At 49.7% G+C, this 21,392-nt stretch carries 10 protein-coding genes and 1 tRNA gene; 9 read left to right on the plus strand and 2 right to left on the minus strand.

Annotated features, from left to right (window positions below; all coding sequences use genetic code 11):
* The first annotated feature begins 46 nt into the window (after positions 1 to 46).
* Together CPZ25_RS14525 and CPZ25_RS14530 are read left to right on the plus strand one after the other, a co-directional pair.
* Positions 47 to 123 (plus strand) — tRNA-Arg (locus CPZ25_RS14525).
* Positions 124 to 332: 209 nt separating this feature from the next.
* Positions 333 to 1,052, plus strand: coding sequence for a LytR/AlgR family response regulator transcription factor (locus CPZ25_RS14530; RefSeq protein ID WP_167495244.1), 720 nt, complete (start codon positions 333 to 335; stop codon positions 1,050 to 1,052).
* A 54-nt stretch (positions 1,053 to 1,106) separates the two neighbouring features.
* Here the strand turns inward: CPZ25_RS14530 and CPZ25_RS14535 are convergent, their stop codons facing one another.
* On the minus strand, positions 1,107 to 2,999 hold the full coding sequence (locus CPZ25_RS14535) for a sensor histidine kinase (RefSeq protein WP_096919091.1): 1,893 nt from the start codon (positions 2,997 to 2,999) through the stop codon (positions 1,107 to 1,109).
* A gap of 243 nt (positions 3,000 to 3,242) precedes the next feature.
* Between CPZ25_RS14535 and CPZ25_RS14540 the strand changes: the two genes are divergently transcribed.
* Entirely contained in the window at positions 3,243 to 5,708 is a 2,466-nt protein-coding gene (locus tag CPZ25_RS14540; RefSeq protein ID WP_133067062.1) for an MBG domain-containing protein, read from the plus strand.
* 87 nt (positions 5,709 to 5,795) lie between these two features.
* Here CPZ25_RS14540 and CPZ25_RS14545 read toward each other — a convergent pair whose 3' ends face one another.
* Entirely contained in the window at positions 5,796 to 6,416 is a 621-nt protein-coding gene (locus tag CPZ25_RS14545; RefSeq protein ID WP_096919093.1) for a 4'-phosphopantetheinyl transferase family protein, read from the minus strand.
* A 145-nt stretch (positions 6,417 to 6,561) separates the two neighbouring features.
* Here CPZ25_RS14545 and CPZ25_RS14550 point away from each other — a divergent pair, with 145 nt between their 5' ends.
* The 6 genes from CPZ25_RS14550 to CPZ25_RS14575 are packed head-to-tail and all read left to right on the plus strand — an operon-like array spanning position 6,562 to position 21,365.
* A complete protein-coding gene (locus CPZ25_RS14550; protein ID WP_096919094.1) occupies positions 6,562 to 8,487 on the plus strand; it encodes a SpoIIE family protein phosphatase in 1,926 nt (641 codons plus the stop codon).
* Positions 8,488 to 8,497: 10 nt separating this feature from the next.
* Positions 8,498 to 10,249, plus strand: coding sequence for an MATE family efflux transporter (locus CPZ25_RS14555; protein WP_096919095.1), 1,752 nt, complete (start codon positions 8,498 to 8,500; stop codon positions 10,247 to 10,249).
* Positions 10,250 to 10,262: 13 nt separating this feature from the next.
* Positions 10,263 to 10,562, plus strand: coding sequence for an STAS domain-containing protein (locus CPZ25_RS14560; RefSeq protein ID WP_096919096.1), 300 nt, complete (start codon positions 10,263 to 10,265; stop codon positions 10,560 to 10,562).
* 4 nt (positions 10,563 to 10,566) lie between these two features.
* The gene (locus tag CPZ25_RS14565; protein ID WP_096919097.1) at positions 10,567 to 10,980 is read left to right on the plus strand and encodes an ATP-binding protein; all 414 of its coding nucleotides are present in this window, start codon (positions 10,567 to 10,569) and stop codon (positions 10,978 to 10,980) included.
* Positions 10,977 to 12,335 (plus strand): phenylacetate--CoA ligase family protein, encoded by a 1,359-nt coding sequence (locus CPZ25_RS14570; protein WP_096919098.1) that lies wholly within the window; start codon positions 10,977 to 10,979, stop codon positions 12,333 to 12,335. Before CPZ25_RS14565 ends, CPZ25_RS14570 begins: the two co-directional genes overlap by 4 nt.
* 3 nt (positions 12,336 to 12,338) lie before the next feature.
* On the plus strand, positions 12,339 to 21,365 hold the full coding sequence (locus tag CPZ25_RS14575; RefSeq protein WP_096919099.1) for a non-ribosomal peptide synthetase: 9,027 nt from the start codon (positions 12,339 to 12,341) through the stop codon (positions 21,363 to 21,365).
* Positions 21,366 to 21,392 lie beyond the last annotated feature (27 nt).

The raw sequence follows: 21,392 nt of genomic DNA on the forward strand, positions 1-21,392 counted from the left end.
AAGCTGTTATAATATGAAAGGTAAGCACGACAGGTGCTCACGATGCGTGCCACTAGCTCAGCTGGATAGAGCGTTCGGCTACGAACCGAAAGGTCGGGGGTTCGAATCCCTCGTGGCACGCCATATAAGCAGAAAGTAAGCGGGTTTCAAATGGAACCCGCTTTTGTTATTTTTTGGCGGCCACGAAGTTTTCACAATTTTCTTTTGTTTCAATACGATTCCCCGCCAAAAACACTTTTATCTGCGGATGAAAAAAGAATTGTCTGATTTGCTACAAAATGGTATACTTTCTCTGAAAAGAGATGCTCGATTTTAAGAAAGGCGGTGGCAGGATGTACCGGATTGCTATCTGTGATGATGATGAAAATTTTTTGAACCAGCTGAGCCGGCATACAGAAACCATCCTCTGTGAAAAAGGGCTGATAACCGGCTCTGATTTCGAGATAGACTGCTTCTCCGAAGCCGGCGGGATACAGGAAAAAGTGCTGAAAGAGCCCGCCCGTTATCAGCTTCTGCTTCTGGACGTCGAGCTTTCCGACGAAAACGGCATGGCCCTTGCAAGGATATTCCGCAAACACGAGGTCACCTGCAGCATCATCTTTATCACGTCCTACCGCGACTATGTGTTTGACTGCTTCGACACCCAGCCGCTGTGGTATCTGCTGAAGCCAGTGGATTTTGAAAAATTTAAGGAGATTCTGTTATCAGACTACCGCCGCAGCTATGCCGATACCCGCCTTGTCGTCAAGATCAACGGCAGAAAGATTATCATACCGTTTCAGGAAATCTACGCGCTGGAAGCGACAGAGCACCGCACGAGGATATGGATGAGCGACGGATTTCGTGACTGGAACGGGGCGCTTTCCGCCCTGAAGCCACAGCTTCCCCTATTTGAATTCTGTCAGTCACACAACAGCTATGTTATCAATCTGGCCCATGTGAAGGAAATACAGCGCACGGAAGTTCTCATGGACAATGACCGGATATTCCCTGTCAGCCGCCGCTACTACGACAAAATCTTTGAGAAATATTTTACCTTTTTAAAAATCTGATCCAGCATAAAAAACGCTGCCTTTTTCCAGTCAAATGGAAGAAGGCAGCGTTTTTTATGCGTTGTCCTGCGGCATGAGAAGCGCTGTGCGCACCATGATGGTCCCCTTCTCCAGCTTGATTTGCAGGATACTGCTGTACTTTTTGGCAATGTCCGACATGGCTTTCATGCCATAGCCGTGGCCGTCACCTTTATCACTGACGCAGAGTCCGCTCTTTCCATCCATCCGCAGCGGCTTCTCACAGGGGTTGAGCGTTTCCACGAACAGGTAGCGGCCGCGCACATGCATGGTGAGCTCTATCCGCCGCTGTCTGTTCTTAGAAAGTGCGGACACTGCTTCGATGGCGTTATCGAGCATATTCATCAGAAGCGTGCAGAGGTCATTGTCTGTAATCGAGATACCGGCGGGCACCTCCACATGTAAATCCATCCGAATATCTGCCTTCTCTGCCTTTATCAGCGCCCGTGTTACAAGGGCGTTGACGACAGGATGCTCACACACCTTGACCGGCAGTATGGCTTCCGTCTCCTGCGTCAGCTCCCGCAGGTATGCCTCCAGCCGTTCACTGTTTTCTTCATGGTAGAGGTCCAGCATCGTGTGCAGATGGCGCAGCATATCGTGACGCATTTCCGCGATCTCCCTGCTGCTTTTCTGGATGCTCTGGATATTTTCGCTTATCAGCTCATTTTTTACAGTCATGACAGAAAGCTCACTCTGCATGTCCGCCGCCCTTTTGATGGTCAGCAGTAAGCTGACAGCCCCGCCAAGTATCAGCAGAATATCTCCGCAGTGTTGTAGAAGGAGATAAGACATGGCGACCGGGTGTCTCAGAACGCCCACAAGATTATTGTCGGTGTTTCCCGTCAGTTCAAAGCCGAGATAGACGAGAAGAATACCGGCAAGGACTGCAAAAAAAGCCGGCGTAAACAGACGGTAGACAGTATTGCGGTCACGGTATTCCAGAACCGCGAATACGACAAGGGCCAGCAGTGAGATATACAGCAGCGTATCGTAGGGATAGTAGGAAAGAAATGAAAACAGTTCAAACCCTGCCGCCAGATGAAACGTGGCCACCAGGCCCAGCGGCACGATCAAAAACCAGCCATACCACTTCTGCCACCGCTTCATGTTCGCAAACAGATACAGCATGGGAAGTCCGGCGCACAGAGGGATCAGCAGGTCTGCTGCCGGGACGCTCAGGGAAAAGTGCGAAGCAAAATAAAACTCAAACCCCAGCAGCGTGCGCAGTGCCTGCACCAACGCCGCCGCTGTCAGCAGCAGGATAGAGCAGGATTTTTTGCCATGATAAAAATCATAGAGAAACAGTCCCAGCAGCAGCAGGGCAGCCATCATATAGGCCGCCGCAGGCATGGAAATACGGTTCGCGTCACTGATGAGCGTCTGCGTCTGTATGGCTTCGCTGGACAGCCGCACCATCGGCATACTCTTGTAGTCCGGCTCGCCGCCATAGCCGAGGGCGATTGTCAGCGTCTTTCCGGCATAATCCGGCGGCAGCGATACCCTGGCATACTCGCCCACTCCCTGTATGCCTTTGTACGCTTCTGGAAATTCCACAGCGCCGATCCGGTTATCGAGCGCCGGGTCTACGGTATAGAGAAGCTCGCCGTCCAGAAAAACGCTGCTTTGCCAGCCGGTCCCATCCAGCTCCAGAACCGTATAACCCGTCTCCTCCAATTCCCTGTCTAAAACCCTTGAAAGGTAGAGCGTTCCCCTTGTGCCGGGCAGCTCCTGTGTCGTGACATCCTTTCTGGCGCCGTTTTCCAATGTGTAGATGTCCCAGCCTCTGCTGTCCTCAAATACCGGGGTGAGGAACAGCTTCTCCGCGTCTGTATGAGTGTAGGAGCCGAGAAAGGAAACGCCAAGCAGAGTGATGACGGCAAAGAGCAGAACCAGCCCGCGTTTCCATTTTGACGTATTCTTATCCAACTGAGGACACCTCCTTTTTTATAAGGATAGCAGGAAAGCATAGTGGATTTCAAGGAAAAATCTTACCACTTAGGAAGAAGTTTCGACCAAGTAGGAATACCCCCCTTTTTTATGGATTGTTTTTTTGCTAGGATAAACTTTATAGACGTGCCGGCTCAAACGCCAGGCGCAGCCCGGGAACAGGACAGCAGGCTGTGCCTGAAACCTGCACGGTAAAAGGAATAGAGAGGAAGATTAGGGAAGATGAACAACAGGAAGAAACAAATGGCGGCAGTGGCAATGACAGCGGTTTTCAGTGTTTTTACGGCCCTGAGCCCAGTCACTGTCAGGGCAGGAGAAAGCGCCCCTGCGCCCGCGCAGACTGCCATACAGACGAACGGCGCAGAGCCAGGTGAAAAGGAACCGGCTCCGGCCACAAAGGCCGGGGATGTTGCGATCAATGAAGAAAATTTTCCAGATCCAGCGTTTCGCGAGTATGTGAAAAGATATGACAAAAACAACGACGGTAGCTTATCGGCAGCTGAAATAGCAAAAGTTAAAGTCATACAGAGACTTTTTGAAGTCACAGGCCTTAAAGACCTTAAAGGCATTGAGTTTTTTACTGCTTTGACAGAACTGAAATGTATGAATACAGAAATAACGGAATTGGATGTCAGCAGGAATACGGCGTTGACCTACTTGGACTGTGATGGTACAAAAATAACGGAATTGAATGTCGGCGAGAATACCGCTCTGGAAAACTTGTATTGCAACAACACCGGAATAACGAGCCTTGATATCAGAAAGAATAAAGCGCTGAAAATTTTGTGGTGCTACAACACCGGAATAGAAAGTCTTAATGTCAGCGAGAATACTGATTTGACAACCTTGGACTGTAGTGGTACAAAAATAACAGCGTTGAATGTCGGCGAGAATACGGCTTTGACAAACTTGTATTGCAGAGACACCGGAATAACAAGTCTTGATATCAGCGAGAATACGGCGTTGAAAAAATTGTATTGCAGCAACACCGGAATAGCAAGTCTCGATGTCAGCAAGAATACGGCTTTGGAAGAATTGAGATGTACCGGCTGTCCGCTGGCATGGCTGGATGTCAGCAACACGCATTTAAGTACTTTTGATAAACCAGACCCCTCGTCCATCGTCTTAACCTTGGGCGCTGGTGAAGACTCGTTTTCTATTGAAGAGAAGCTTCCCGGGCTTGATATCAATAGGTTATCAGAGTTAAGCGGAGCAAGCGTTAGCAATGGCAGATTCACCAATTACAGCAGTGACACGCCGATCAAGTATATCTATGATTGCGGCAATGGAGAAAAATTAAAGGTCGAAATCACCCTGAAAGGGCTTAAGACAGCCAGCTCCATAAGCATAACCGAGAACCTGGGTAAGACCTATGACGGGCAGTCTGTCAGCAGCACACCGGCTGTCACAAAGACCGGCAGCACTGGCGCCGTTTCCTATAAATGGGAAAAACAGAAGGAGGACGCCAGCTGGGAAGAAATTGCAGCGGCTCCTGCAGATGCTGGAACCTACCGCGTGACGGCAGCCGTCGCGGCCGATGACAACCATCAAGGGGCGACGTCTGACGCAGAGGAATTTACGATTTCCAAAGCTATAATGACAAATACAGACATAGAAATACCAATTGAGCTGAAAGGTAACGATGGTAAAGAATTGTCTACGGTCACGCTCCCTGCCGGCTGGACATGGGCAGACGGCACACAGGAGCTGACGCACAGCAATAGCGGCTATGAGGCAAGGCTTACCGTCGATGACAGCAACTACGACTACACAAGCGTCAGCCGTTATAACAGCAGCGGTCATTATGTGGCAAGAACCCTGCAAGTAGCCGTACCAATGTCAGAGAGCCAGATTACCATTACCGAGAACCTGAGTAAGACCTATGACGGGCAGCCTGTCAACGATACGCCGGCTGTCACAAAGACAGGCAGCACTGGCCAAGTTTCCTATAAATGGGAAAAGCAAAAGGATGATCTTAGCTGGGAAGAAACTACAGCAGCGCCTGAAAGCGCCGGAACCTACCGTGTGACGGCCACTGTCGCGGCCGATGACAACCATCAATCGGCGACGTCTGACGCAGAGGAATTTACGATTTCCAAAGCAGCGAATGCATGGACAGGCGCACTTGACATTTCCGACTGGACCTATGGCGCCCCGCCGAATACGGCGGCTGCCGGCTTTCGATTTGGACAGCCGCGCTATCTCTACAGCGACAGGGCGGATGGCATATTCACCGAGGCGGTACCGACCAATGCCGGGACATGGTATATGAAGGCCGTCGTTGACGGCACGGATGATTACGAAGGCGCAGAAAGTGAAGCGATTTCCTTTGTGATTGAGCCAAAGAGCGCGGCGGCAGACAGCCAGATAACCGTACCGGAGATCGGCGCAGACACTGATCTCAAGCATCTGACGCTGAAAGACGGCGATCAGGTGCTGGTGCAGGGAAAAGACTATGATGTGACGACGATGCAGGACGGAGACACAGTCACGGTCACTATCACATTCAAGGGCAACTACACAGGAGCGATGACAACAACCTATACGCTGAGTGATAAGAAGCCAGAGGATAACGCCGGTGCCGGCAGCGATAAAAACAAAGACACAACGTCTGATAAAAACAGCGCCGGGAATGGCGCTGTAAAAACAGGCTACAGGGCAGATACGGACTTATGGGGATCCTTGTGATCTCCGGCGGTTTGCTGGCCATCCTGGCGGCTAAAAAGCGTAAGGAAGAAAAAGAAGATAAGTAGGTAACGCCGTATAAAGCGAGCGTTAAAACTGGACGTTCTCAACCTCGACATTTTCAGCGCCGCCCTTTAGACAAACGGCCAGAGAATATTCGGGATAAAAAGGGATGAGCAGCGGCGTGTATCCGGTGTCGGTATCGAACTGCGGGCCATTTTCGGTGAGCGAAATGGAAAAAGAGGAGGAAGGCATCGAAAAACCCATTCCCACTGCTTTCATGTAGCTTTCCTTCAGGCTCCAGAGGGAATAAAAGGTCTCCTTTAGCGGTCTGCAGCTTTTTAAATACTGCTGCTCTGATACGTGAAATGCAATTCTGGACAGGGAAATATAATCGCCCTCTTCGTGATACTGGATATCGACGCCCACCGCCCGGGCGGATAATGCGAGAACGACATAATCGCCTGAATGGGAGAGATTAAAACAGAGGCCGTCTTTTATGAAAGGCTTGCCATAGGTATTATAAAAAACACGGCTGTCATAATCTGCGCCAAAACAATGCGTTAAGAGAAGCCGCCCTCCCAGGCACCGCAGTTTGTCTTCTGGCCGAAGGAAGGAATTGATCTTAGACCGCTGGCTTTGAGGAAGACGCTGAAGAAGAGAAGTGGTGTCTGAAGGAAAATCTTGTATATTGCAGTAGAATATTTTCATTTTTTAACTCCCGGCAGGCGTTCTGGTTTTAAAGGCCAGCTTATAATCAATTCGAAAAATTAAGCAAACTTGCATTTGTTATATTATAATACCACAATATGTTATAATATTCATAAAAAAATGCGGATAAAAGAAAGGATGGAGAATGAAGGCAAAAAAGTTTGGAATGTATCTGTTGATCGCAATTCTCTATTTTATTTTAGCGTTTCCTTTTGCACAGCTTAGCTTTGGCGGGGGCTATTCACAGATTCGGTTTACCAATCTAATCTCGATGCCTGCGGGATTGCTGTTTGGATTTCCGGGGGCGCTGGCGTGTGCGCTTGGCAACCTTGCGGCAGATATCTGTACGGGCTTTGACAGCTACTGTATTTTTGGTTTTTTTGGGAACCTTTTGATGGCCTGGCTTCCTTATAAAATGTGGCACAGCATGTTCTTTTTCAAAGAGCATTCGCTGGCCTATCTGGAATCATTGGGGTCGGTCATAAAGCTGGTCTGTATCTCCGTTGTTGTCAGCTGCGCGTCCATCGGCGTTATTGCGGCAGGCGGGCAGCTGTTGGGAGGCTTTTCCTTCGCGGGCTTTTTTCTTCCTGTGGCGCTGCAATACTATGATTTTTCACTGCTTGGAGGAATGCTTGTTTTTCAAATCTGTTTAACCATTTTTCATATAAAGCCGCAGATACCAAAAGCAGCTTACAGGCAGAACTACAAAAAGCGGTATTTTCTCGTCGATTATATACTTTCAGCCTGTATTGTCATTCTCTCAGGTGTTTTGTCAGTGATTGCCACAGGGGCAGAAGTGCGGAGCACCCCATTGATTACGGGCTTATGTGTGGGTTTACTTATTTTTACCGCAGCTCTGGCGCTGCTGCCAATGACCCGGGGCCGGAGAACAAAAGAGCATGCCGACATGGATATCAGCCCTCCGGCGGTAGGAATAGGCGCACAGTTTGTGACCTTTTTTCTGTCGATTTTAGGGATAGTTTTAGTCATTTTCTGTATTTCGATTCTCCGGATTCTCTATGCGGATTTTGTCTACATGGCCGGGGGAGAGGGAGATGTTTCTGTACTGTGGCTGCGCGTAATCACGCTTATTGCGATAGCGGGAACATTTTTGATTATTACCCTTCCGTTACTGTTGAAAATCATCCAGCGGAAGATCATCAACCCGGTTTTGGCGGTTTCGAAGTACGCTCGGAAATTTGCTTCGGGAGACAGGCTTGAGGAGGACCGGCTGGTTATTGAGCCTGTGGGGAATGAGCTGGATGATCTGAGCGAGTCTGTCAATATAATGGTGGACGACCTCAAAAGTTACGTGGAGGATATCCGCAGACGCACGGAAAAAGAGGAAAAGCTTGCGGCAGAACTGAGTGTCGCCAGAAATATACAAAGAGGCCTGCTTCCTGGAAATTGGACGGGGACGGGCTTTGACATTGTGCCTTACATTAAACCTGCAAAGGAGGTGGGCGGAGATTTCTATCATTTTTCTACGCTGGATGAGGACCGGGTTTTTATCTGCATTGCGGACGTCTCAGGAAAGGATATCTCGGCGGCGATGTTTATGGTAGAGACAAAGACGCTGATTGAGGCAAATTGTATGCTGCCGCCGGAGCAGATGCTGGCGCGTGTCAACGATATTCTCTCCAAAACCAATCCGGCAATGATGTTTGTCACTGCTTTTGCGGCCGTGGTGGACCGGAAAAACAGGCAGATGACTTATGCCAGCGCGGGTCATAATCCGCCGATCTGCCGAAATGCCGGTGAAGTTAAATGGCTGGACGGGGAAGCGGATTTTGTGCTCGGGCCCATGGAGGGGATGCAGTACCGCCGCTACACGATGGAAATCGCGGACGATTTTGAGCTGTTTATCTACACCGACGGCGTGAATGAGGCTGAAAATCAGGCGAAGGAATTTTATGGGAACGACAGGCTCTTTGAGCAGATAAATACAGCGATGAATGAAAATACCAGCTGCCGTGAATTGATTAAAACCATGGAGCAGAGTCTGGAAGCTTTTACAGAAGGCGCCGAACCATCAGACGATATTACCATGTTGGCGCTGGCGGTAAAATAGGAGGGAAAAAGTGTTCGAGAGAAAAGGAAATATTATTGAGCAGCAGTTTATGAAGTTTTTTTTCCCGACAGTGTTGATGACCATGGCGCTGTCCCTGAGTACAGTGGTCGATGGTATCATCGTGGGAAATATCTTAGGACCAGACGCGCTGGCCGCGGTCAATTTGGTGCTGCCGATCACATTGTTGTTCAACTCGGTCTATGTGCTGGTCGGCGTGGGCGGCGCTACCTTATATTCGGTAGCCCTTGGAAAAAGGGAAAAGGAATATGCGAAACAGCTCTTTACACTGTCCGTTTTAGCCATGGTTTTGGTATCGGCCATCATATTCGTACTAGGCCTGTTTATCTGCCGGCCGCTTGCAGAAATCTTGACAGCGAACGCGCAGAACCTGACGGAGCTGGTGTTTGACTACATGCGCGTGGTTATGCTGGCAGCGCCGTTTTTGATTCTTGCTCCGGGGCTGGTATACTTTCTCCGTTCTACCGGAGAAGTAAAGCTTGCCTCCAGTGTTTTGATCATTGCGAATGTCGTCAATTTGACTCTGGACATCGTTTATATTGTGTTTTTGAAAACCGGAATCGGCGGAGCGGCGCTCGCCACGGGCACCGGCTATCTTGTGGGACTCTTCGTCGCATTATTTGGGATATACCGGGCAAAAGAGCTCCGCTTCTGCAGAGTGCCGGACAATAAACTGAAAACGCTGATTCAGATCATGAGCACAGGCCTGCCCATGACCATCAACACAGCGTTGAATTTTTTCAGGCTTACCTGCATTAACGCGATTGTCATGGTGTATCTTGGAAGCAATGGCGTGACGGCCTTTTCTGTCTGTACGTCCTGCCTGTCCATTGTCTCCATGTTTGTCGGAGGCTCGGCGCAGACCATGATCCCGCTTCTGGGGACGCTCTATGGTGAGCGGGACATTGAAGGGGTACGGTTCACTATTCGAAAAGCCATTGCCATCACCGGAACGGCTACGTTAATCCTGCTGTTCTTCTTTGAGACGATACCCGTGCAGATTACCAGTTTATTTGGTGTGACAGACCCGGTCCAGATATCGATCGCGGTAGAGGCCATTCGGATTTACGCGATCAGCCTGCCGTTTATGGGACTTCTGTTTATCTCCATCTGCGTATACCAGGTCATGGGATATCAGAGCTTATCGAGTGTCGTTGCCTTTTTAGAGGGCTTTGCAATTGTAGTGCCTGCCGCGTGGATTTTATCCAAAATATTTGGCGCTGTCGGCATTTGGGCAGCTTTTCCGGTGGGAGAAATACTGACGATTATCTGTATTTTTATTTACACCAAAACAGTAAGGAAGAAAAATCCAAACGCCAGCGGATTTTTCCTGGTCGAAAAGGAAAGAGACGAAACCATGCTGGACGTGACGCTCTCGCAGGAGGCCGCGCAGGTGGTTGGACTCTCGGATGCGGCGATCCGGTTTTGTATCGATAACGGCATCGATAAAACGACCGCGGGAAGAGTGGGCGTAGTGCTAGAGGAGATGGCTGTTAACACCATTGAAAACCAGCCGGAAAATCGCAGAAAAAAGAAAAAACAATATATTGATATTCGTCTGATTTTAGAGGACGAGGCAATCTCGATTATCTTTAAGGATAACGGATATCCTATGGACCCGCTTAAAACCAGAGAAACGCAAAACCAGTTTAGTAACTTGGCAGTGGCGGAAGCAGTTTCCAGCGATATCGCTTATGACTATATCCTGGGAATGAACTGCAGTGTTGTAAAAATAAATAAATGAGGAGACAAAGCGTATGAACATTTTGAAAGTGAAGGATAAAGACTGTATGACCATCGCCCTGGAGGGCCGGCTGGACACAGTGACGGCGCCGGAGATGGTGGAGACTGTGAAGGAACTGGATTGTAAGGAACTGGTTGTAGATCTCGAAAAACTGGAGTATATCTCCAGCGCGGGCCTGCGGGCCCTGCTTGTCTGCAAAAAAGCAGCGGATCAGTGCGGTGCATCTTTTTGTGTGAAAAACCCGACCCAGCCGGTCTTTGAGGTTATGCGGATGAGCGGATTTGACAAGGTTCTTACAATCCAAAGAGATTAGGGAGATGAAAGAGGTCGTATTGCCGGCAAAGACAGACCGCCTCTATCAAGCTCTGGATTTTGTCACTGAGACGGCCCGGGAATACGGGGGCGTAAAAGAGCCAGAAAAGCTTGAGCTGATTGCGGAAGAAGTCTTTGTAAATATAGCGAGTTATGCGTATAAAGAATCACAGGGCAGTGTGAGGATCGAGTGCAGCGCAGAGGCGGGTTTGTTTGTCGTTCGCTTTAAGGACTGTGGTGAGCCATATAATCCTCTGCTGCGTCCTGCCCCGGACATTACGAGTCCTGCGGAGGAACGCCCTGTCGGCGGGCTTGGCATATACCTTGTTAAGGAAAATGCTGACCAGATCGATTATGCATATATAGATGGAGAGAATATTCTTACTGTTGGAATGAATTTACGAGGAGGAACAAAATGAAGACAATTGAGATGCAGGAAGCCGTGGCGTTGTGCCAGGAGGCTGAGAAAATGAGCCCAGAGCAGCGCGGCAGCCTTAGAGAAAAAAGGCTTCACAGTCTGGTGGACTATGCGAGAGCGCACTCTGCATATTTTAGAAAAGCCTATAAAGATATTGGAGAGCATTATGCCCTTGAAGATCTGCCGCCAACCAATAAGCGGGTGTTGATGGAAGACTACCAGGGTTGGGTCACCGATCCGCGGATCACCTACGATGGTGTGTTTGAATATATCAATAGTCCAGAAGCTGGAGTTAAACGTTATCTTGAAGCGTACACAGCCATCACAACCTCCGGAACCACCGGAAGCCCTGTGCCGATGGTCAGAGATTCCTATCACAACACTATTCATGGCGCCATGATGCAGACCAGACTGCTTAGACAGACAGACCCGGATTTGATGATACCAGTCAGAAATAAAATCGCAGCAGCGATTTTTCTGGACCCGCATGTATCCTCATATTCCAGTCTGCTTCGGACTAAAAAAGCATACCCCGGATGTGAGGAAAATATATTGGAGGTCTCCATCACATCGGACGTCGCTTCGATTGTGGAGCAGTTAAACGCCTTCCAGCCAGACCTGGTCACAGGGTACCCTTCAGTTATGGGAGCGCTGGCCAATGCGCAAAAACAGGGAACGCTGCGTATCGCTCCAAAGGCCATTGCCTGCTCGGCAGAGGTTTTAACAGAAACAGTATACCATGCGCTGAGACAGACCTTTAATTGTCCGATATTAAATAATTATTGCAGCACAGAGGGTGGCGAGGCCGCGATGTCCTGCTCTTTGGGAAAGCTTCATGTGAATGACGACTGGGTGATTCTGGAGCCAGTTAACCAGGATGGAAGCCCGACAAAAGTTGGCGAATGGTCGGACGGCGTCTATGTCACAGATCTGACGAATTATGTGCAGCCGATTATCCGCTACTATATGGAGGATAAAATAAAAATATACCAGGAGCCCTGTTCCTGCGGCATTGCCCTGCCTGTGATGGAAATACTGGGAAGAACGGGAGAGAACCTGACCGTAGGCGGCATTGAGATGCTGGGCGTTAATGTAGAATATTTGCTCCAGTATGTCGAGGGGGTCTACGCCCTGCAGCTGGTGCAGCGAGGGGAAACAGAATTTGAGATCAGAATGATTCCCGAGTCAGAGGAAAAGCGTACTACTGTGTTTGAGGAAGCCAGAAAAATACTGGAGGATTTTTTTCAGAGAAACGGGTGCCCGCCTGTAAAATTTATACAGAGTCAGGAGCCGCCCATTCATAATCAAAAAGGAGGCAAGTTAAAATTCATTGTCAAGGATTTTGACGGGAGGTAAGCTATGCGATTATTTTTGGATCAATTTTTAGAAAATGTTAAAAAGGCGCCAGAGCACCTTGCGATTTCAGATATGGAGGGCGAAAGGACAACCACTTATCAGGAATTGGCGGATATCAGCGACCAGATCGCAGGAAAGCTCATGGATACTGGCGTAAAAAAAGGTGACTTTGTAGCGGTGATGCTGCCGAGAAAAATGGAATATATAGCGGCTGTCCTCGGGGTCCTCAAGGCCGGCGGCGTGTTTGTGCCCCTTTCCTTCAGCTATCCCAAGGACCGGATAAACTTTATTCTGAAACAATGCCGCGCCCGTACCGTGGTGGATGAAGCGTTTATGAACGCGCTTCAGGAGGAGGTTCAGGGAGTAAAGGAAAATCCAGCCTTTTCCGGCCCGCAGGTAAACGCCGGGGACCGGGCCATCGCCATTTATACCTCCGGCTCCACCGGCAGTCCCAAAGGGATTGTTCACGATCACCTGAGCTTTGCGAGCAGTGCCTATCGAAGCGCGAAGGCCTTTGGGTATACGCCGGAGGACATCTATCTGTCGAACCTTCCGTTTCATTTCATAGCGATTATTGAGGATGTTTTCGCCCTGCTGTATGCCGGCGGAGCCGTACACCTCAACAGTGAGGATGGGCGAAAAGACATCCATCGGATTGAAGACGCCATCGCCACGCACCATATCACAGCCACACTCATTTCTCCGCAGATGATGAAGCTGTTTAAGAACAAGAGCGACACCCTTCGTCTGGTGCTCTGTGGAAGCGAACGTGTCTCAAATGTAAAGGGAAACGGATACGAACTGTACAATATTTACGGTTCCAGTGAAACGACCCCGGCGGCTACCTATTTTAAAATCGACAGGGAATACGATAACACGCCTATCGGAAAAGCATTTGAAGGAATGCATGTTTATGTGCTGAGAGAAGACGGCAGCATCGCGGACCCAGGAGAGACAGGGGAAATTTGTATTTCCGGCTATCTTGCACAGGGATACCTGGAGCTGCCTGAAAAAACCGCTGAAGTATTTACGGATAACCCCTTCGCGGAAGGCGACAACGATAAAATTTTATACCATAGCGGCGATCTGGGAAAAACGCGGGAAGACGGAAATATTATCTATGTGAACCGCAAAGACTGGATGGTAAAAATAAATGGTCAGAGAGTGGAAACCGGAGAGATTGAAGCGCAAATGAATGCGCTGCCATATGTGGAGCGCGCCGTTGTCAAAGGATATGAAAATAAATATGGGCAGACCTATCTTTGCGGATATTTTCAGACAAAAGAAAGCTTAAGGCCGCAGGATCCTGCTTTGGCGGTCAAAGCAGCGTTAAAGGAAAAATTAGCGGACTATATGATTCCGCAGTTTTTGATTGAAATGGAGAGAATCCCGTTAAATCAAAATGGGAAGATAGACCGGCTGGCTCTGAAAGCTCCGGATGCTTCAGCTTTTAAGGCCGATTACGAAGCGCCCGTGACAGAGGCGGAAAAAAGAATCTGCCAAGGCTTTGAAGCGATTTTAGAAGTGGGGCAGATCGGGAGAAAAGACGACTTTTTTGCCATTGGGGGCGACTCCATCAAGGCAATCCGTCTGCAGGAATACTGCTCAGATCTGGCTTTGAGCTCATCACAGATTTTTGAAGGGAAAACGCCCGAGGGCATTGCGGCGCTCTGCACAGGAGAACAGAGCGATCCCTATCAGGGCTGCGAAGAGGAAAAGGCGTTTTATCCCCTGACCGACAGCCAGCTTGGCGTGTTTCTGGAATGCCTGCAGAGTCCGGAGAGCGTTATGTACAATATTCCCTTCTGCTTTACCGCCCCGAAGGATGTGGATGCAGACAAATTAAAAAAAGCTCTGGAGACAATGGTCAACCACTACCCTGTGCTCAATGTCAGTATTGTAGAAAAAGACGGGTGCTATGGAATGCTCCCACACCCAGAGCGGGCGTATGGTGTGGAGACAGAAGAAATTTCCGAAGAGCGCTTTCAGCAGGTCAAGGCCGGATTTGTCAAAGCCTTTGATCTGGAGAATGGCCCCCTCTTTCGCATAAAGCTTTATCAAACAGAGGAACAGATCTATCTGCTGGCCGATTTCCATCACATTATTTCGGACGGCGCGTCCATCGCCGCGTTTTTCAATCAGGCGGCAGAAGTCTATCAGGGAAAGATGCCGGAAAAGGAATTGATCAGCCAGTTTACCCTTTCAAATTATGAGACGACCCTGAAAGAGCAGAAGACTTACAGGGAAGCCCAGGCATATTTTAAAGATTACCTGGAGGGGAATGAGGTCAACGTCAACCCAGTGTTTGACCATCCGGAAGATCCGGAACAGAGCGTATTGCCCGCTAAACGCCTTTACTGCAATCTGGAAGGAAAGGTTTCAGCCGAAAGGTTAGAACAGTTTACCCGAAACGCAGGAATTACGGAAAACACTTTCTTTTTAGGCGCTTACGCCTACACGCTGGCAAAATATACAGGACAGGCCGAAGCCCTGTTTGCGACCGTCAACAATGGGCGGCACGACCCCAGAATGTCACGAACCATGGGGATGTTAGTCAGAACGCTGCCAGTCTACGTAGCGATTGATGAAAAAAGTGAGACAGCCTCATTCCTGCGGCAGCTGCAGGAGCGTTTCTTTGAGACCATGAAGCATGATTGCTGTTCCTTTGGGGAGTTAGCCAGCCAATACGGCGTTTCGTCAGAATTACTTTTTGTTTATCAGGCCGAGACGTTAAACGCAATCACGCTGGATGGCCGCGAGATCGCCATGGAATCCCTGGAAACCGGGTGCAGCCTTGCCAATATCGCCCTGCACGTTTTCAAGAAAAAAGGCAGCTATGACCTGTTTTTCGAATATCGGAGCGATGTTTACGACCGGCAGAACATGGAATCCTTTGTCAATCTGTTTTTGCGCGTCGCTGAGGGATTTTTAGAATATGATCTTTTAAAGGCCATTCCACTGGTTTCTCAGCAGGAGATACAAACGCTCCAGTCTTTTTATGGCGAGGAGAGACTGTTTGACAGAAGCCAGACGCTGGTCAGCCTTTTCAGGCAGCAGGTCAGAAGGGCGCCGGATAAAACAGCAGTGATCTATAAAGATAAGCGCTATACCTACCGTGAGGTGGATGAACTGTCTGAGCGCATTGCCGCCTTTGTGAGCGGAAAAGGAATCGGGCCGGAACAGGTGGTTTCTATCTTGATTGACCGCTGTGAATATATAGTTATCGCTTCTCTTGGCGTTATGAAGTCAGGGGCCGCCTACCAACCGCTGGACCCTACCTACCCCGAGGAGCGGCTGGCGTTTATGATGAAGGACGCGGAAGTAAAATTATTGATCACGGACGATCAGCTGCGCTCGAAGGTCCCGGAATATCAGGGTGAGGTATTGCTGACAGAAGCGATACCAGCGCTGCCGCCTGCCTCTGCGCCAGGGAGAACAGACCCGTCGCCGGAGGATCTGTTCATTTTACTGTATACTTCCGGCACGACAGGAACGCCCAAGGGCTGCATGCTGACTCAGAGCAACATCGTGGCGTTCTGCTCATGGTACCGCTCCTATTACGGGCTGGAGGACAGCAGCATCGTGGCGGCTTACGCCAGTTACGGCTTCGACGCCAATATGATGGACATGTACCCAGCGTTGACGAGCGGCGCCGCTGTCTGCATTATTCCAGACGAGCTGCGTCTGGAGCTGCCAAAGCTCAACGCCTATCTGGAAAAAGAAAAAGTGACGCACTGTTTTATGACCACGCAGGTCGGCAGACAGTTTGCCTCAGAGATCGAAAATCACGGGCTGAAGCATCTCTCCACCGGAGGCGAGACCCTGGTGCCGGTACAGCCGGGATCGGACTATGCTTTCCATAATCTGTATGGACCTACAGAGTCAACGGTGCTGGTAACGGCTTTTGAGGTGGATAAAACCAAAACCTATGATAATGTGCCCATTGGACACGCCATTGACAATATAGAGCTCTATGTCGTCGATCAATACGGGAGGCGAGTACCGGCCGGGGCCCTTGGAGAGCTCTGCGTTTCCGGCTATCAAGTGGGAAGAGGGTATCTCAACCGGCCGGAGCAGACGGCAAAAGTTTTTACGCCCAACCCCTTCGCGCAGAAAAAAGGCTTTGAGTACATGTACCATACCGGGGACTTGGTCCGCTATCTCTTTGACGGCAACCTTCAGTTTATCGGAAGACGGGACGGACAGGTCAAAATTCGCGGTTTTCGTATTGAGCTGACTGAGGTAGAGGGAATCCTGCGCCAGTATCCCGGCGTTAAGGACGCGACGGTCATGGCCTTTGATGCGCCAGCCGGAGGCAAAGCCATTGCGGCATATATCGTTTCCGATGAGACCGTGGATATAGAAGGACTAAAGGCGTTTATACAGGAAGAAAAGCCGCCTTATATGGTGCCAGCGGTGATCATGCAGATCGAGAGAATCCCGCTCAATCAAAACATGAAGGTCAACCGCAGAGCCCTTCCAGATCCGCTCAGCCAAGCACACCAGGCTAATACAGACGGCGAGAGACCGCTGACGCTTTTAGAAAAAGAATTAAAAGAGATCATCAGCGGGATCGTGGGACATCAGGAGTTTTCTGTCAGTACAGAGCTTTCCAATGCGGGGATCACCTCCCTGTCGGCCATTAAGCTTGCCGCAGAAGTGGAAAAAGAATACGGCGTTATGCTCGAAGTCAAGAAGATGATGAAGCAGTGCAGCATTTTGACCATCGAAGACGAGATTTACGCCGGGCTTATAAAAGAGAGAATGGAAGAGACACACAAGCCCCAGAGCGACAGCGGTGCAGAGCTTCCCTTGGCAGCAGACTACCCATTGTCACAGGGACAGATGGGGGTATACTATGACGCGGTAAAGACGCCCGAAGCCACCGGCTATAATATACCGGCGCTTTTCAGCTTTCCAAAGGAAGTGAAGGCAGAGGCACTGGCAGAAGCAGTCCGGACAGTGGTTGAGGCACATCCCTACCTGAAGACCAGATTAGGCTACCGGGAGGGGACGCTGGTTCAGCTCCCCGTTGAAGAGCCCGCTGCCCTTGCGGTGTTATCCATGACAGAGGAGGCCCTTAAGGCTTATGTGGAAGACTTTGTAAAACCCTTTAGTCTTGAAGGGGAAAGGCTGTATCGTTTAGCTGTCATTGAGACAGAAAACCGGACTTGCCTCGCAGCGGATTTCCATCATATTATTTTTGACGGCGGCTCCTTGGCTGTATTTCTCCGCCAGGTGGTGTCTGCCCTTGAGGGGAACGAGGTCGAAAAGGAGCGTTACAGCTATTATCAGTACGTCAGCGACGCCGCGAATGCGAAGGATGGCAAGGCATACCGGGAGGCACAGGATTATTTTAAAAACATGCTGCAAAATTGCGAAGGGGCAAGCCTGCTGATGCCAGACTTGTCAGGCGATGAGGAGGCAGGGAAAAAAGCAGAGCAGACCGCTCTGTGTAATAAAAAAGAAATAGACCGCTTCTGTAAAAAATATGGCGTGACCCCGGCCCATCTGTTTTTGTCAGCCGCTTTTTATACCCTGGCCCGCTTCACGGATTCGCAGGAAGTCTTTATTTCCACTATCAGCAACGGAAGATCCGATTTACGCGTGCAGGACTCCTTTGGGATGTTTGTCAACACCCTTCCGCTTGCAGGTGATCTGGGGCAGGACAAGGTGGTTCTGGATTTTATTGAGGAGGCAAAAACCTGCTTGATGGACACCGTTGCACATGAGATTTATCCATTTACACAGATTACGGCTGACTATGATTTCAAACCGCATATCATGTATGCCTGCCAGCTGGGCGTTCTGGAAAAAACAGAGTTTAATGGCAGAGAGATTGAGATGGAAAGTCTGGAAGGCGAAAAGCCCAAATTTAAAATTTCCATTCACATTGAAGAAAGGCAAGGACAGCCAGCCGTCTGCATTCAGTATAACGACGCCCTGTACAGCGCGGCGCAAATGGACACCCTGGCCCACGCCATCGCAGTGTGCGCAGAAGCGATGATGGCTGCGCCCCAGGAAAAACTTCGGAAGCTTTGCCTGGTAACGCCAGAGCAGCGGCTTCTTTTGGACCGTTTCCATCTCAGAGCAGCGGCAGAGCCAGAAGAGGTTCTGTTCCATCGGGCTTTTGAAAAGCAGGCACAGCTTCATGGGGAGAAAATCGCGTTGGTAGACTCAGAAAGAACATATACTTACAAAGAGCTAGACAATAAGATGAACCAGATCGCCAACGCTCTGGTCGAAAGAGGTTTTGAAAAAGGACAGGCAGCCGTTGTTCTGCTGCCCAGAAGGGCTGCCCTGCTGATGGCCATGTATGGCGTCATGAAAGCCGGCGGTGCATACATTCCGTGCGATCCGGAATATCCAGAAGACCGGATCCGGCAGATTACCCAGGACAGCGGCGCAGCGCTGATCATCACGACAGCAGACCAGTTGTCCCGCTATGAAAAGGCTGTGGATGTTCAGGCCCTGCTGAGCTGTGGCAACACCAAGGCTCCGGACATAAGTGTTTCGGGGAATGACCTGGCGTACATGATTTATACTTCAGGATCGACAGGAAAGCCCAAGGGCGTAATGCTGGAGCACCGTGGAATCGCCAATTATGTAAGAGATCATGAGGGAAACCCCCATGTTCACGCCTGTGTGACAGATGGCAGCGTCATGGTCTCAGTGACCACCGTTTCCTTTGATATGTCCTTAAAAGAAACCGCTGTGGCGCTGTGCAACGGGCTGACTCTGGTGCTGGCAGATGAAGACTCTGCTAACCATCCCCTGCATCTGGCGCAGTTAATGGCAAGGTACGGCGGCGATATCATCAACGCTACCCCTTCCAGAATGCTGCAGTATATGGAACTGCCGGAATTTTGCCAGGCTTTGGCCAGCTGTAAGGTGATCATGTCGGGCGGTGAACAGTATAGTCCGCTGCTGCTGGAAAAACTAAAAAAAGTCACGCGGGCGCGCATCTTTAACACCTATGGACCGACAGAAATCACCGTATCCAGCAACGCCAAGGAATTGACCTTTGAGGATACAGTGACCATTGGCCCGCCGCTTTTAAACTATACAGAATATATTGTGGATAAAGACGGCAATCTGCTGCCTCCGGGCGCGGTGGGCGAGCTATACATCGGCGGACCGGGGCTTGCGCGGGGCTATCACAATATGCCTGAGATGACAGATGAAAGCTTCATCACCATTTTCGGTGAACGGATGTATAAATCAGGAGACTATGCACGTTTTACAGAACAGGGTGATGTGGTTATATTAGGCAGAGCGGATCATCAGATTAAGCTGAGAGGACTGCGCATTGAACTGGGAGAAGTCGAAGCATGCATTGCAAAATACCCGGATATAAAAAGCGTAACGACCATTATTCGTGAAATTAACGGCGCGGAGCACCTCTGCGCATACTTCACAGCAGGTAAAACAGTTGAGGTAGAAAAGCTGAAAGAATTCCTGCAGGAAAAACTCACAAAATATATGGTGCCCACAGGCTACTGCCAGCTTGAAGAAATGCCGATGACACCTAACGGGAAAATTGACCGCAAAGCCCTGCCCGAGCCGGGACTGGCAGAAGCCGCCAAGTATGTGGCGCCGGCAAACGAGACGGAAAAAATCTTCTGTGAAATCTTTGAAGACGTCCTTCACCTGGAACAGGTAGGCGTCAACGATGATTTCTTTGAGATGGGCGGGACCTCCCTGACAGTGACGCAGGTCATCATCTCAGCGACAAAAGCCGGTTTTGATATTACCTATGGCGATGTATTTTCCCATACGACGCCGGGAAGCCTTGCGGCAATGTTCCAGAAAGGCGATGCCTTAGAAACCGGTCTGGAAGACTTGTCAGTCTATGATTACAGCGAGATCGCCAAAGTGCTGTCACAGAACAATCTGGAAGCCTTTTTGGCCGGTGAGCCGCTGCCGCTTGGGAATGTTCTGCTGACCGGCGCCACCGGTTTCCTGGGGATTCATATCCTGAAAGAATTTCTGGATTCTGAGGAAGGACGCATTTTCTGTATTCTGAGAAAAGGGAATTATGATTCATTGGAAAAACGCCTGAACGCCATGCTCTTTTACTATTTTGAAACAACCTATGAGCAGCTGATCGGCGACCGGATCATTCTTGTGGAGGGGGACATTACAGACCCTGCCGTCTTTGACAGCCTGCTGGATGAAGATATCCAGACCGTCATCAACTGCGCGGCAAATGTGAAGCATTTTTCAAAGGGCACCGATATTGAGGACGTCAATGTGGGCGGCGTGCTTAACGCCATCGAGTATTGCCGGAAAAAAGGGAGCCGGATCGTCCAGATTTCAACCACCAGTGTCTCAGGGTTCAGCGTAGGAGACGTACCGCCAGCTAAAACCATTATGAATGAAGAAATGCTGTATTTTGGTCAGGTTTTAGATACAAAGTACGGCCACAGTAAATTTCTTGCAGAAAGAGCCATCCTGGAAGGTATAGCCTCCTTTGGGCTCAGCGGAAAAATTATGCGGGTGGGTAACCTGTCCGCGCGTGACACTGACGGGGAATTCCAGATGAACTTCTCGACAAACAGCTTTGTGGGCCGGTTAAAATCCTATGTGATGATCGGGAAATTCCCTTATTCCATGATGGATCAGACAGCTGAAATGGCGCCCATTGACAGCACCGCAAAAGCGATCATAACCCTTTCGAAAACACCGGAAGCCTGCTGCGTTTTTCATCCCTATAACAATCACAGCATCTATATGGGGGACATTATCCAGGAAATGAAAAAATATGGTTTAAAAATAGCGTTTTCGGAAGAATCCGATTATATGGAAGCTCTTGAAGCAGCGCAGAAAGACCCGGAAAAGGCCAAAGTCCTGTCCAGTATGATCGCGTACCAGAATATGGGGCATGGACAGACAACCCTGCCCATCGCAAGGTCCAACGAATATACTATGCAGGTACTCTACAGAATGGAATACCATTGGCCGACAACCTCAAAGGAATATGTGGGCAGATTCGTGGAGGCCATCGACGGACTAGGATTTTTTGAGTAAATGAGAATCAGATGACTCATGCATTAA

The sequence above is a fragment of the Eubacterium maltosivorans genome, from assembly GCF_002441855.2.
GTDB classification, from domain to species: Bacteria; Bacillota; Clostridia; order Eubacteriales; family Eubacteriaceae; genus Eubacterium; species Eubacterium maltosivorans.

Coding starts and splice junctions, on each gene's coding strand:
- CPZ25_RS14530 (WP_167495244.1), top strand. CDS start 333: ATGTACCGGATTGCTATCTGTGATGATGATGAAAATTTTTTGAACCAG.
- CPZ25_RS14540 (WP_133067062.1), top strand. CDS start 3,243: ATGAACAACAGGAAGAAACAAATGGCGGCAGTGGCAATGACAGCGGTT.
- CPZ25_RS14545 (WP_096919093.1), bottom strand. CDS start 6,416: ATGAAAATATTCTACTGCAATATACAAGATTTTCCTTCAGACACCACT.
- CPZ25_RS14550 (WP_096919094.1), top strand. CDS start 6,562: ATGAAGGCAAAAAAGTTTGGAATGTATCTGTTGATCGCAATTCTCTAT.
- CPZ25_RS14560 (WP_096919096.1), top strand. CDS start 10,263: ATGAACATTTTGAAAGTGAAGGATAAAGACTGTATGACCATCGCCCTG.
- CPZ25_RS14565 (WP_096919097.1), top strand. CDS start 10,567: ATGAAAGAGGTCGTATTGCCGGCAAAGACAGACCGCCTCTATCAAGCT.
- CPZ25_RS14570 (WP_096919098.1), top strand. CDS start 10,977: ATGAAGACAATTGAGATGCAGGAAGCCGTGGCGTTGTGCCAGGAGGCT.
- CPZ25_RS14575 (WP_096919099.1), top strand. CDS start 12,339: ATGCGATTATTTTTGGATCAATTTTTAGAAAATGTTAAAAAGGCGCCA.